At 71.8% G+C, this 12,400-nt stretch carries 16 protein-coding genes and 1 pseudogene; 4 read left to right on the top strand and 13 right to left on the bottom strand.

Annotation, left to right across the window (positions count from 1 at the left end; translation table 11 throughout):
- Positions 1-63: 63 nt before the first annotated feature.
- Together RM590_RS12220 and RM590_RS12215 are read right to left on the bottom strand one after the other, a co-directional pair.
- Entirely contained in the window at positions 64-771 is a 708-nt protein-coding gene (locus RM590_RS12220) for an HAD family hydrolase (protein ID WP_311704499.1), read from the bottom strand.
- Positions 772-1,638 carry a winged helix-turn-helix domain-containing protein gene (locus tag RM590_RS12215; RefSeq protein WP_311704498.1) on the bottom strand — a complete coding sequence of 289 codons (867 nt, stop codon included), beginning with the start codon at positions 1,636-1,638 and terminating at the stop codon, positions 772-774.
- Positions 1,639-1,793: 155 nt separating this feature from the next.
- Between RM590_RS12215 and RM590_RS12210 the strand changes: the two genes are divergently transcribed.
- On the top strand, positions 1,794-1,979 hold the full coding sequence (locus RM590_RS12210; RefSeq protein WP_311704497.1) for a hypothetical protein: 186 nt from the start codon (positions 1,794-1,796) through the stop codon (positions 1,977-1,979).
- Positions 1,980-2,056: 77 nt separating this feature from the next.
- Here RM590_RS12210 and RM590_RS12205 read toward each other — a convergent pair whose 3' ends face one another.
- The 3 genes from RM590_RS12205 to RM590_RS12195 all read right to left on the bottom strand — a co-directional run bounded on the left by RM590_RS12205 (position 2,057) and on the right by RM590_RS12195 (position 4,953).
- Entirely contained in the window at positions 2,057-3,304 is a 1,248-nt protein-coding gene (locus RM590_RS12205; protein ID WP_311704496.1) for a GNAT family N-acetyltransferase, read from the bottom strand.
- A gap of 78 nt (positions 3,305-3,382) precedes the next feature.
- Positions 3,383-4,300: an asparaginase gene (locus RM590_RS12200; RefSeq protein WP_311704495.1), complete on the bottom strand. Its 918-nt coding sequence runs from the start codon at positions 4,298-4,300 to the stop codon at positions 3,383-3,385.
- A gap of 128 nt (positions 4,301-4,428) precedes the next feature.
- Complete coding sequence (locus RM590_RS12195; RefSeq protein WP_311704494.1) at positions 4,429-4,953, bottom strand: RsiG family protein; 525 nt, start codon at positions 4,951-4,953, stop codon at positions 4,429-4,431.
- A gap of 155 nt (positions 4,954-5,108) precedes the next feature.
- Between RM590_RS12195 and dtd the strand changes: the two genes are divergently transcribed.
- Complete coding sequence (dtd, locus tag RM590_RS12190) at positions 5,109-5,534, top strand: D-aminoacyl-tRNA deacylase (RefSeq protein WP_311704493.1); 426 nt, start codon at positions 5,109-5,111, stop codon at positions 5,532-5,534.
- Between the two features lie 13 nt (positions 5,535-5,547).
- Here dtd and ygfZ read toward each other — a convergent pair whose 3' ends face one another.
- The 3 genes and pseudogenes from ygfZ to RM590_RS12175 form a co-directional block, all read right to left on the bottom strand.
- Entirely contained in the window at positions 5,548-6,519 is a 972-nt protein-coding gene (gene ygfZ, locus RM590_RS12185; protein ID WP_311704492.1) for a CAF17-like 4Fe-4S cluster assembly/insertion protein YgfZ, read from the bottom strand.
- A 9-nt stretch (positions 6,520-6,528) separates the two neighbouring features.
- Entirely contained in the window at positions 6,529-6,978 is a 450-nt protein-coding gene (locus RM590_RS12180) for a Fur family transcriptional regulator (protein ID WP_311704491.1), read from the bottom strand.
- A 99-nt stretch (positions 6,979-7,077) separates the two neighbouring features.
- Positions 7,078-7,446, bottom strand: a pseudogene (locus RM590_RS12175) (ABC transporter permease); the annotation flags it as partial.
- A 261-nt stretch (positions 7,447-7,707) separates the two neighbouring features.
- Between RM590_RS12175 and RM590_RS12170 the strand changes: the two are divergent.
- Entirely contained in the window at positions 7,708-8,463 is a 756-nt protein-coding gene (locus tag RM590_RS12170) for an SDR family oxidoreductase (protein WP_311704490.1), read from the top strand.
- Between the two features lie 96 nt (positions 8,464-8,559).
- Here RM590_RS12170 and RM590_RS12165 read toward each other — a convergent pair whose 3' ends face one another.
- Positions 8,560-9,165: an FABP family protein gene (locus tag RM590_RS12165; RefSeq protein WP_311704489.1), complete on the bottom strand. Its 606-nt coding sequence runs from the start codon at positions 9,163-9,165 to the stop codon at positions 8,560-8,562.
- Positions 9,166-9,594: 429 nt separating this feature from the next.
- On the opposite strand from RM590_RS12165, the gene RM590_RS12160 reads away from it, so the two are divergent.
- Positions 9,595-9,957, top strand: coding sequence for a DsrE family protein (locus RM590_RS12160; protein ID WP_311704488.1), 363 nt, complete (start codon positions 9,595-9,597; stop codon positions 9,955-9,957).
- 121 nt (positions 9,958-10,078) lie between these two features.
- Here RM590_RS12160 and RM590_RS12155 read toward each other — a convergent pair whose 3' ends face one another.
- The 4 genes from RM590_RS12155 to RM590_RS12145 form a co-directional block, all read right to left on the bottom strand.
- Entirely contained in the window at positions 10,079-10,366 is a 288-nt protein-coding gene (locus tag RM590_RS12155) for a DUF1416 domain-containing protein (protein ID WP_311704487.1), read from the bottom strand.
- Between the two features lie 41 nt (positions 10,367-10,407).
- A complete protein-coding gene (locus RM590_RS12150; protein ID WP_311704486.1) occupies positions 10,408-11,247 on the bottom strand; it encodes a sulfurtransferase in 840 nt (279 codons plus the stop codon).
- Between the two features lie 108 nt (positions 11,248-11,355).
- Positions 11,356-11,457: a putative leader peptide gene (locus RM590_RS36005; RefSeq protein WP_347877143.1), complete on the bottom strand. Its 102-nt coding sequence runs from the start codon at positions 11,455-11,457 to the stop codon at positions 11,356-11,358.
- 121 nt (positions 11,458-11,578) lie between these two features.
- Positions 11,579-12,298, bottom strand: a complete 720-nt coding sequence (locus tag RM590_RS12145) for an LmeA family phospholipid-binding protein (protein ID WP_311704485.1) — start codon at positions 12,296-12,298, stop codon at positions 11,579-11,581.
- Positions 12,299-12,400: the final 102 nt, after the last annotated feature.

The following is a 12,400-nucleotide window of genomic DNA, read 5'->3' as shown; positions in this document are numbered from 1 at the left end:
TCCGGCAGCGTGTTGGTTACGAGTAGCAGAACGGTACGCCGCCGCGGGAACGTTTCCGATGGCTCAAAAGGGTGCATCTCGCCCGGGCGCGGGGGTGATCAGCGCGGTGAGGACGTGCTCCAGGGAGCGCACCACCTCGTGCGCGCCTGCCGCCGCGAGCCGGTCCGCGCCACCGTCGTCCCAGGCGAAACCCAGGAACGGAACGCCCGCCGCGCGGGCGGCGACGAGGTCGGCGACGCTGTCGCCGATCATGAGCGCCCGGCGCGGCGGCGTTCTCGTGGAGGCCAGCGCGCGCAGCAGCGAGTCCGGGTGCGGCTTGAGGAGCGCGATGTCGCGGGTGCGGCCGTGCACCCGGCCGCCGACGTAGCCGGCGAGCTGGTGCCGGTTCAGGTAATGCTCCGCGGCCAGGGGGGAGTTGTTCGTGGCGATGGCGACCTGCCGGCCGCGGGTGGACAGTGCCGCGATCAGCGCGGCGGCGTAGGGGGTGGGATGCGCGGTCGCCGCGGCGGAGATCTCCTCGCGGGTCAGCGCGGCTTCGAGCCGGGACACGACTCCGGGCGCGGGCCGGCGGCTGGCGATGCCGCGCAGCACCTGGTGCGGGTCGGGCGAGTCCCGTAACTCCGCGGTGAGCAGCCCCGACACCGACAGCTCGGCGGCGAGGTCGCGGAGCAGATCCGCGATGGACTCGGCGGAGTGCGCGGCGAAGAGGTGGCAGACCGGACCGTCGAAGTCGAAGAGAACACAGTGCGCGTTACTGATGAGTTCCCTCATCTAACCGAGTGTGAGCGGTTGGGCCAGCGTTGACCAGAGGGACTCGAACCACTGGTGGGACTCCTCGACAAACGCGGTGTCCGAGGAAGAGCGGAATACTTTTGAGTTCAGGCCGAGTACGTCATAGATCTCAAGCTGTTCCTGCTCGTATTCGACGACTCTCGGAACGACCTGGTAGTAGGCCGTGAGCACTTCGGTGCCATTGAGCAGATAGACCTTCTGCACCGGGGTGATGGGAACGCCCCGGATCTCCACGCTGACCTTGGGCACGAGGCCCATCTCGGCGAGGGAGGTGAGCTGGTGGCGCACGGAGGTGGAGAAGGTGCGGGTGAGGCGGCGCAGGCGCTCCAGCGGACGCCGGTCACCGGCGTCGGAGACCAGCCGGGGATAGGCCAGCGGCGCGTCGGGGTCGGCCAGCATCACTCGAATGGAGATGGACTCGGGCGCCAGTTCGCCCGTGGAGATGGCGATGAGCGGGCCGGACAGGGCGGCGTTGAGGGTCTCGGTGGTCAGGCAGAAGGCGTCGATCGTGATGTCGTCGGACTGGAACGCCACCGCGATGCGGTCGGCGACCTCGACGCCGGCCGGGCGCGGGAGGTCGAGGGCGGGAGAGCTGACGACGGCGGGGGCGCCGCGCCCCCGGGCACTGAGGTAGCCCTCGCGCTCCAGGATCGCCAGCGCCTGCCGGACCGTGGTCCGGTTGACGCGGAACTCCTCGACCAGAGCGCGCTGGGTGGGCAGCTTGGCGTGCCGCGGCAGCTCCCCCGAACGTATGCGGTCCCGCAACACCCCCGCGACGTGGTCGGGAGAGAGCAGATCACCGGCTTGCTGCGTGGTCTCGCTGTCCGGGGCGGTCTCCTGACTCACGGCTCAACACCATACAACTTTCGGCCAGATCCGGAAGGTTGATATGAGGACGTTTCCAACGTACCGCCAACTGGGGAAAACAAGCGTATAGTTGGTCGACAACTTGGCCAACTAAACGGAAGTTCGGCAAAGTTGACGTGATGTGAGGAGGGGTCATGCTTGTCTCGACTATCGCCGTGGCTGCCTTCGGCATCGCGGTGGAGCGGGCAGTGGAGATCCAGTTCGGTCTGCCGGGCCTGATCGGTCTCTTGATCTTGCGGACGGGGGTGCACAGGCGGAACTTCACCTGTGCATGTGTGGGCGCGACGGTGTTGGTGACACTGTTGGTCGGCAGCCTCTGAGCGATCCGCCGAGCGGAATCGGCCAGAGGGTGCCGGGTCAGAAGACGTCAGATGAGAATCTGAAAATCGAAAGAAATTCAGAAGATGTCGGGGCACCAGGGGCGGCGTCCCGTGTGGAACAGCAGATCCGCACGGGCCGCCGCCCTCTCGCTGTCCTCGCTCAGCTCGCCGGAGGCCAGGAGCCGCGCCGCGGTCACCTCGCCCAGGTAGAGCTGGCCCAGCGCCCCGGTGCCCAGCGTCAGATCGGGTTCGCGCGTGGTGGGCCGGGCCTCGCCGCCCTCCCGCGCGGCGCTCAGAAGATAGCGGCCCTGCGTGAGCCCGAGCGGGTCGCGCACGTCCAGCACCAGCTCGCCCTCGGTCGCGTACGTCCGGGCGCCGAGCAGCTTCGGCAGGTCGAGCGGGCGCAGCCAGAGGAAGTCGGCGGACCTGGCGACGGCGGCGGCGCGGCGGTTCGGCAGCATCGATGGCAGCACGGAGTCCGGGGCGGCACAGACGGCGCTCACCGTGGAGACCCAGTCCACCGACAGCAGGAAGCGCCACAGCGCGCGCTCGGCGTCGGGTGAGGTCGCGAACAGATCGCGCACGGTGGCGGTGTTGTTCGGCATCCCCGCTTCCCAGTCGTCGTTCGTGGTGAACGTGACCAGGCCCTGCGGCACGCCGGCGGCGTCCCGGTGGAGCACGTGGAACGGCTCCTCCCACGGATCCGGGGCGAAGCGCACCTCGCCCGTCTCCCGTTCCCAGAACAGCGCCTTGCGGTCGATCGCCCCCGGCTGGCCGAGACGGAACCGCTCATGCAGATCCGGTCCGACCTTGCGTACTTCCGCTCCGTCGACGAACGCGAGCGATCCCTCGCTCTCCGGAAGCGACCAGCGCGGGTCGAGTCCGGTCCGCAGGCCGTTCACCTTCCAGTCGACGAACGAGGTGGCCGGGCCGAAACCGAACCGTCCGTAGATCGGGTACTCCGCGGCGATCAGCGTGGCCGCCACGTCCCCGCGCTCCCTGGCCTCCGCAAGGTCGTCGCGCATCATCCGGCTCAGCAGCCCCCGCCGCCGGTGGGTCGCGGTCACCGTCACGCCGGATATCGCGTTGGCGGCGATCGTCCCGCCGCCCACCACGGTCAGCCGCTGATCGAAGCTGCGGAAGGTGGCGACGCACCGGTCGCCGTCGAACGTCCCGCGCGCCCGGGAGAAGTCCTGCCGGGCCCGCCGCTGGTCCAGGCTCTCCTGGGGGATGGCCGGTGGGTTGAGGAAGCCGGTGAAGGCGGCGCGTATCCAGGCGTCGGTGTCGGAGGGGCTGTCGGCGACAAAACGGGTCTGCAGGGCCATACGGGTGAGGCTATGCGCTCCCCGGACGCCCGGGCCAACGCGTTTTCCGGGCGTCCGGGGGAGCGGCCCGGCCCCGCCTCAGATGACGGCGCGGATCTCGCCGACCGGCTCGCCGCCGCCCCGCACCGGCTCGTCCGGCAGCGCCGAGGCGTCCACGCCCAGCGCTGTGAGGGCCGCGGCCAGCACCGGGACCCGGGCCCGCCCGTTGCCGTCCTCGATCTTGAGCGCCAGCGCCCGCCCGTCCGGCAGCGCCACCGCCTGCACGCCCTCCGCGCCCGCCTTCGCCAGCAGCCCCGGCACAGCCCGCATCAGCAGCGTGTCGGCCCGCCCGGTGCCCGCCACATACTCCGGGTGCGCCCGCATCGCGTCCGCCACCCGCCGCGCCGCGCTGTCCGGCTCGGCCAGCACATAGGCGCGGAAGGCCCGCGCCAGCCCGGTCAGCGAGAACGCGAACAGCGGCGCGCCGCAGCCGTCCACGCCCACATGGGCCACCGGCTCCCCGGTGGACGCCTCCACCGTGTCCCGGATCAGCGTCTGGAGCGGATGCGACGGCGAGGTGTACGTCTCCAGCGGCCAGCCGCGCGCCACGCAGGCGGCGAGCATCGCGGCGTGCTTCCCCGAGCAGTTCATCGCCAGCCGGGAGCTCGGCCCCGGCCCCGCGCCATAGCCCGGCCGGTCCGCCGGGCAGCGCAGCGCCTCCTCGTCCAGCCCGGCGTCGGCCAGCATCCGGGCCACCAGCTCCCGGTGGAAGTCCTCCCCGGCATGGCTGCCCGCGGCCAGCGCGAGCCGTTCGCCGGCCAGGCCGACCTCGGTTCGCAGCACCGCCGCGGCCTGCATGGGCTTGTTGCTCGACCGCGGGAAGACGGGCCCGGTGACGTCGCCCAGCGCCCGCTCGACCGAACCGTCGGCGGCCAGCACCACCAGCGAGCCGCGGTGCCGGCCCTCGACGAAGCCGGACCGGACCACCTCGGCGAGGACGGGCGTCATCGGGTCCATGGCAGAACTCTCCTGAACTCGGCGGATCGTGCGGCCCCTGCCCGTAGGCCCTGTCCGGCCGGTCTTCCCGGGCCCGCGACGCTCCCCCGCAAGCGGGAGGTACCCCCAGGCACGCACGCGGACAGGACCTAAGACAGCAGGTCGTCGACCTGGGCCTCGCCCTCACGGTACCGGCGCGCGATCTCCGCGCCGCAGTGGTCCGCCGTCCGGTGCAGCGCCTGCCGGCGCCGCGACACCTCGGCCTCCCAGCGGGCGAGCCGGCCCAGCGCGTCGTGCAGCCCGTCGTCGCCCAGCGCGGACAGGTCCGACAGCTCGACCTCGCCCAGCATCTCCTCCGCCAGCAGCCGGTACTCCTCGCTCGACGGCGTGCCCAGCGTCACATGACGCGCCGAGGACCGCTGCCGCGAGGGCCCGTCGGCCAGGATCACCGGAAGCTGGTCCAGCGGTCCCGGCTCCTGGGTGACGCGGCGCCGCCGCTCCGCCTGGAGGATGTCGATGCGGCCCTGCAACAGCCGCCGCACGAAGCTCAGATCGGCCTCTTCGCGCTGCGCCGCCCGGCGCAGCTCCCGCAGCTCGGCCAGCCGCAGCGCCGACAGATCGGGCCGCGCGGCGTCCCGGTGGACGCTGCGCGTGCCGGGGCCCGGTGTGATCATGCGGTTTTAGTCCCCTCGTCCCTGTTGTGGCGCGGTGGTGCGCTACGTACCCCTCGGCACGCATCGTGTCACTGTGTACCCAGCCCGCGCAGCGTTGTGGCACCCATCCGGAGGGCGCTCGGGGGGAACGGTGGCGTTCCGGCATGATGATCCGCATGCGAGCAGTGGTGCAGCGGGTGGACGGAGCCGCCGTCGTGGTCGACGGCGAGACTGTCGGTGAGATTCAGGGCCAGGGCCTGTGTGTGCTGGTGGGCGCCACCCATGAGGACACCGGGGAAACGGCCGCCAAGCTGGCCCGCAAGCTGTGGACGCTGCGCGTGCTGGACGGCGAGAAGTCCTGCTCGGACACGGGGGCGCCGCTGCTCGTGGTCTCGCAGTTCACCCTCTACGGTGACGCCCGCAAGGGCAGGCGCCCCACGTGGCAGGCCGCCGCCCCGGGCGAGGTCGCCGAGCCGCTTGTCGACGCCGTCTGCGCGCACCTGCGCGCGCTGGGGGCGCACGTCGAAACGGGTCGCTTCGGCGCGCAGATGCGGGTCTCGCTGACCAACGACGGGCCGTTCACCGTGCTGCTCGAACTGTGAGCCACGGAAGGCGTCAGGCCGGGACGACGATCTCCTGGGCGGCCGGGGTGTCACCGGCCAGCAGATCCGCGTCGGCCGGCACGTTCCGCTTGATGAGGGCCAGCGCGATCGGGCCCAGCTCGTGGTGGCGGGCCGAGGTGGTGACGAAGCCCAACTGCCGGCCCTCGGCGCCGTCCGCCGCCAGCCGGACCGGGGCGCCGTGCTCGGGCAGCTTCACCTCGCTGCCGTCCAGGTGCAGGAACACCAGCCGCCGGGGCGGCCGGCCCAGGTTCTGCACCCGGGCCACCGTCTCCTGGCCGCGGTAGCAGCCCTTGTGCAGATGGACCGCGGTGTCCAGCCAGCCCAGCTCGTGCGGAATGGTGCGGTGGTCGGTCTCCCGGCCCAGCCGCGGGCGGTGCCCCTCGACGCGCAGCGCCTCGAAGGCGAGCACGCCGGCCGCCGGGCCGTGCGCCTCGGCGAACGCGGTCAGCCGGTCGCGCGGCAGGAACACGTCCCGCCCGTACGGCGTTTCGCGCACCACCGTGCCGGCCGGCACCTGGGCGATGGAGCCCGCCGGGAGGTGCACCACCGCGAACTCGGCGGTGCGGTCGGTGACCTCCACCCGGTAGAAGAACTTCATGCTCTCCAGATAGGCGATCAACGCCCCCGCGGCGCCGGGCTCGGTGTGCAGCCAGGTCGTCGTGCCGTCGTCCACCAGGTACAGCACATGTTCGATGTGCCCCTTGGCGGAGAGGATCAGGGCCTCGGTGGCCTGCCCGGGCGCCAGCTCGGCCACGTGCTGGGTGAGCAGCAGATGCAGCCAGCCCAGCCGGTCCGGCCCGGTGACGGTGACCACGTCCCGGTGCGACAGGTCGACGAAGCCGTCGCCGGCGGCGAGCGCGCGCTGCTCGCGGAAGAGATCGCCGTAGTGCGCGGCGACCCCGGCATCCGGTTGGTCGGCGGCGACGGCGCCCGGCAGGGACAACAGCGGACTCGCGTACGACATGCCGCCAGCCTACGACGCCGGGCCCTCCCGCGGCTCGGGCCCGCGCGCGGCGCACTCCTGACAGCGGCCGAAGATCGCGAAGTGCCGCAAGTCGGTCTCGAAGCCGAAGCGCTCGCGCAGCTCCTCGGCGAACGGCCCGGCCACCTCCAGATCCGCCTCCACGACCTTCTCGCAGTCGCGGCACATGAGGTGCAGATGCTGGTGGCGCTCGGCCAGGTGGTACGTCGGGGCGCCGTGGCCCAGATGCGCGTGGCTGACCAGGCCCAGCTCCTCCAGGAGCTCCAGCGTGCGGTAGACCGTGGAGATGTTCACCCCGCCGGCGGTGCGGCGGACCTCGGTGAGGATGTCCTCCGGGGTGGAGTGCTCCAGCTTGTCGACAGCCTCCAGCACAAGCTGCCGCTGCGGGGTCAGCCGGTAGCCGCGCTTGCGCAGATCGGTCTGCCAGTCGGTGCTCACCACGTCGCCCAGTGTAGGTGGGTGGAGGAGGGCACGGACCCCGCCCGAGGGGATTCGGCGGGGTCCGTGCAAGGAGGCGTCTCCATCCTGCGGGTTCCGGCGTCAAACCGCCGTAAGTGCCTCCGTCGGCGCGAGTCGCGCCGCGCGCACCGCGGGCCAGAAGCCGGCCAGCGCGCCGATGCCGACCGTGGCCGCCAGCCCGCCGCCCGTCGCCCACGCCGGAACGAGGGCGGGCCGGCCCTGCACGGCGGCGTAACCGCTGGTCACCACGGTTCCGACCAGCACCCCGCCCGCCCCGCCGAGGGCGGACAGCAGCAGCGACTCGACCAGGAACTGGCCGCGGATCTGGCCCCGGGTGGCGCCCAGCGCACGGCGCAGACCGATCTCGGAGCGCCGTTCGAGGACCGAAATCACCATCGTGTTGGCGACCCCGACGCCGCCGACCAGCAGGGCCACCGCGCCGGTCTCCAGCCCGGCGGCCGGGTCCGGGGCCGGCGTGTCGATGCCGTTCTCGCGCAGGCAATCGGCGAACAGCCGCACCCCGGGAGCGCGGTGAGCGCGGCGAGGGTGAGCAGGGCGGTGGCCAGGGCCGGCCGGGTGTGCTTCTTCGGTGTCATGTCCCGGATGCTGCGCGCCTCGTGTGGGCGCCCCCTGCGTGCCGCCTCAAAGTCCGCTGGAAGTATGGCCGTGTCCGATCATGGGCGGGGGCCGACGAGCGACAAGGAGCGCGCGATGGATCTGCGACTGGCCGACCGGGTGTACGTGGTGACCGGCGGAAGCAAGGGCTTGGGCTATGCGACGGCCGCCGCGCTGGTGGCCGACGGCGCGCGGGTGGTGGTGTCCTCGCGCGACGAACGGGAGGTGGCCGCCGCCGTCGAGCGGCTGGGCGGGGCGGAGAAGGCGGTGGGCCTGCCCGGCGACCTGGCCGCCGCCGACCTCCCCGGGCGGCTGGTCGAGGCGGCGCTCAACGGCTTCGGCCGGCTGGACGGCGCGCTGATCTCGGTGGGCGGCCCGCCGCCCGGCACGGCCGCCGCTGCCTCGGACGAGCAGTGGCGGGCGGCGTTCGAGTCGGTCTTCCTGGGCGCGGTGCGCGCCGCCCGCACGATCGTCGGCCGGGTGGGCGCGGGCGGCGCCGTCGGCATGGTGCTGTCCACCTCGGCGCGGTCCCCGGTCCCGGGCCTGGGCATCTCCAACGGGCTGCGGCCCGGCCTGGCCATGGTCGCCAAGGACCTGGCGGACGAGTACGGACCGCACGGGGTACGGGTGTTCGGGCTGCTGCCCGGGCGGATCGCCACCGACCGCATGCGCCAGTTGGACGCGGGCGCCGACGAGGCCGCGCGGGAGCGGGCCCTGGCCGGGATCCCGCTGGGCCGGTACGGCGAGCCCGAGGAGTTCGGCCGGGTCGCCGCGTTCCTGCTGTCGCCGGCCGCCGGCTATGTGACCGGCTCGGTGATCCCCGTGGACGGCGGCGCGCTGCGCACGTTCTGAGCGTTCCGGGGGAGCACCAGCCGGAACGTGGCGCCGCGGCCCGGCTCCGTGTCCACCTCGACGCGCCCGCCGTGCGCCCTCGCCAGCGGCGAGGGATCAGCGGAAGAAGGCGATGCCGTCGTCCGGCAGGTCCTTGATGTCGGCGACCCTCCCCCAGCCCTCCGGGCTGGGAGGTGCCCCCAGGCGCGGGTCCACGGCCTTCTTCAGGTGGGCCGACATATAGGCCTGGAGCGGAACGTCCGGGGTGGCCTTCTCGCCCACCCACATCAGGTCGCCGTTCACATAGCCGTACAGCCGCTTGCCGCCCGTGTACGGCGGGGAGACCGCGGTGCGCGCGACGGCGTCGGTGGCCAGGTCGATCTGCGGCTTGCCCTCGGCCAGCTCGCCGTACCAGACCTCCGCGACGCCCTGGTCGCGGACCATGACGACCTCCAACTGGCGGTCCTTGATGCGCCAGTACCCGTGCTCGGTCTCCAGCGGGTCCAGCCGCTTGCCGTCGGCGTCCAGCCGCCAGGTGCGGGAGGAGAACTCCAGGAAGTCGCGGCCGTCGTGGGAGAACGTGACCTCCTGGCCGAAGTTGCACGCCTCGGCGTCGGGGCCGCCGAACTTGTCGAGGGCGGCCACACCGGCGCCCTGCCAGGTGCCGAGGAGGAACGCGAGCGGGACCAGACCGGGGTTCAGGTCGGACGGGATCTCGATCATCGTCAGCGCTGGCCCTGGTAGAGCTTCATCACGACGAGGGCCGCGAAGGCGCCGCTGCCGACGACGACCAGGGCCATCAGGGTGATGAAGAATGCCTCTAGCACAAGTGCTCCTCGTGGTGCGGTGTGGCGCTTCGTGGTGCAGCACGGGAATGTGAATTCCACGCGCGCCCGAGTCTAGTCCTCGTCCAGGGGGAATCTCAGTTGAGGTGGGCCGCCGGAGGCAACGGCTTCGTGCGGCTTGACCGTTTTGTGATCACTGCGGCTGAACGCGCTCGTACGCTTCCGCGTCTAAGCGTGTGGAAAGGGTGTGATCATGAGTTGTCCGAATTGCGGTGGAGCCATGCACCAGGGCCCCCGCGGGGATTGGGTCTGCGGCACCTGTGGCACGACCCGTTAGCCCCGTGGCTCGCAGGGCTACGGTGGCGCCATGGCACAGAAACTGGTGATCAAGGTGACGGCCGGGGCGGATGCCCCGGAGCGGTGCTCACAGGCGTTCACGGTGGCGGCGGTCGCCGCCGCCAGTGGGGTGGAGGTGTCGCTGTGGCTGACCGGGGAATCGGCGTGGTTCGCCCTCCCGGGCCGCGCGGCGGAGTTCCAGCTTCCGCACGCCGCGCCGCTGCCGGACCTGATCGACGGTATCCAGGCCGGGGGGCGGATCACCCTGTGCACACAGTGTGCCGCCCGGAGGGGGATCGAGGAGGAGGATGTGATCGACGGCGTACGCATCGCCGGGGCGCAGGTCTTCGTGAGCGAGATCATGCCCGAGGGCGTACGCGCGCTCGTCTACTGACATGACGCACAACCGCCCATAACTCCACGAGTGAAAAGCACGCAAAACGGGGCAACAAAGGCCGCGCCCCCCGTCGGGGAGCGCGGCCCTCATCGTGTGTCGGTCCGGTCGGACGGCCGGCCTAGACCGCGATCGTGACCTCGGTCAGCCCGCCCTGCTGGGCGACGACCTTCCGGTCCGCCGTGCCGCCGGGGACCAGCGCGCGCACGGTCCAGGTGCCCTCGGCCGCGTAGAAGCGGAACTGGCCGCTCGCGGAGGTCGGGACCTCGGCGGTGAACTCGCCGGTGCTGTCCAGCAGCCGGACATAACCGGTCACCGGCTCGCCGTCCCGGGTCACCGAACCCTGGATCGTCGTCTCACCGGGCTTGATCGAGGCGGCGTCCGGGCCGCCGGGCTTCGCTCCGCACATGGCGCGTCCCTCTCTCCTTCTCTGTCGGCCGTCTCGGCCGGTTACTTGGCCGGGCCGGTCTCGACGGGAACGCCCACCAACGAGCCGTACTCGGTCCAGGACCCGTCGTAGTTCTTGACGTTCGGCACGCCCAGCAGCTCGTGCAGCACGAACCAGGTGTGCGCGGAACGCTCACCGATGCGGCAGTAGGCGATGGTGTCCTTCGCCAGGTCCACGCCCTCCTCCCGGTACAGCTCCGCCAGCTCCTCGTCGGAGCGGAAGGTGCCGTCGTCGTTGGCCGACTTGGACCAGGGGATGTTGCGGGCGGTGGGCACGTGGCCGCCGACCTGCGACTGCTCCTGCGGCAGGTGCGCCGGGGCCAGCAGCTTGCCGCTGAACTCGTCGGGGGAGCGGACGTCGACCAGGTTCTGCGTGCCGATGGCGGCGACGACCTCGTCGCGGAACGCGCGGATCGAGGTGTCCTGCGGCTGCGCGCGGTACTCGGTGGCGGCGCGCTCCGGGACCTCCTCGACCAGCTCGCGGGCGTCCAGCTCCCACTTCTTGCGGCCACCGTCCAGCAGGCGGACGTCCTGGTGGCCGTACAGCTTGAAGTACCAGTAGGCGTAGGCCGCGAACCAGTTGTTGTTGCCGCCGTAGAGGACCACCGTGTCGTCGCCTGCGATGCCCTTGGCGGACAGGAGCGCCTCGAAACCGGCCTGGTCGACGAAGTCGCGGCGGACCGGGTCCTGGAGCTCCTTCTTCCAGTCGATGCGGACGGCGTTCCTGATGTGGTTCTTCTCGTAGGCGGAGGTGTCCTCGTCGACTTCCACGAGCACGACCTTCGGGTCGTCGAGGTGGGAGGTGACCCAGTCGGCGTCCACCAGGACGTCACTGCGGCTCATGCTTGTTCTCCTTCGGCGATCGGGCGTTGAGGGGGCGTACCGGGGGCGTGGGCATACGCGGCGAAGAGAGTCGCGGCGCGGCACCGCACGGAAGATGAGGCGTGGTCGTCAGCCGACGCGGCGACAGAGCATGGCGGCGACGCGGCACAGATCAACCGCCCGTCGCTTCGTCAGTCCCCCGGCGGGGGTGCCCGCAGCCTGTCGCGTCATGCCCGCGATCGTACGGATTCGCCGCCGTTCGTGTCACTGGTGTTCCGGATGCTGAGACATCGTTGTCTGCATACCGGGATCGCCGGCCGGATCGCCGCCCGGGGCCCGGGCCGGCCGCGGCTCAGCCGATCGTCATGTTGCTGCCGGTGACCGTGAGGGCCAGCCCCTCCTGGGTGGGCTGCACGGAGTCCAGGGTCAGCCCGTCCGGCAGGCCGCTGATCGTGTGCTCCTGGTCGAGCTGGTCCCGGATGGCCTGCTGCACCTCGGGGCCGCCGGTGTCCGGGATCTCCTCCTCGTCGACCTCGAGCGTGAGGGTGCCGTTCTCCAGCACGATGTCGCCGGTCACCTCGCCGACGTCCAGGCTCTGGCCCATCATGCTGGCCTGGAGGGTGAGCAGCAGCCGACCGCCCTCCGCGTAGCCGAACTCCACGCCGAAGCCGTTCCCGCTGACGGCCAGCAGCTCGCCGTAGGCGCGGGTCAGCTCCTCGTACGAGACCAGTCCCCCGCCGTCGGCCCGCTCGGCGACCGCGCCGGTGTAGCCGTCGGTCAGCTCCACGCCCTCGAGTTCGACGCTCAGGTCGGAAACGGTGAGCGTCTGGCCGTCCACCTGCGCCGCGTACGCGTCCAGGCCCAGGTCCACCCGGTCCAGATGACCGCCCGCGACCTGCGTGAGGAACGGGAAGCCCTTGACCGACACGCTCGGCTCCGAGGCCAGGCCCAGGGTGTCCCGGGCCCGGGAGGCCACCTCTCCCTCGGCGATCCACAGCGCCACGCGGTCACCGACGATGGCCAGCACGACCAGAACGCCAAAAATGATCGAACTTATTCGCAGAGCGCGCATCGGGTCGGGATCCCCCTGGTGGTGGTCACACAAGTCCGGGGGACTGTATCCCGCGCGCCGCGCCCGGCGGAGGGCCGGGCGCGGCTTGCAGCATGTCCGTTA

The sequence above is a fragment of the Streptomyces litchfieldiae genome, from assembly GCF_031845365.1.
Lineage (GTDB): Bacteria > Actinomycetota > Actinomycetes > Streptomycetales > Streptomycetaceae > Streptomyces > Streptomyces litchfieldiae.
This window is presented reverse-complemented; position numbering and strand designations above follow the sequence as displayed.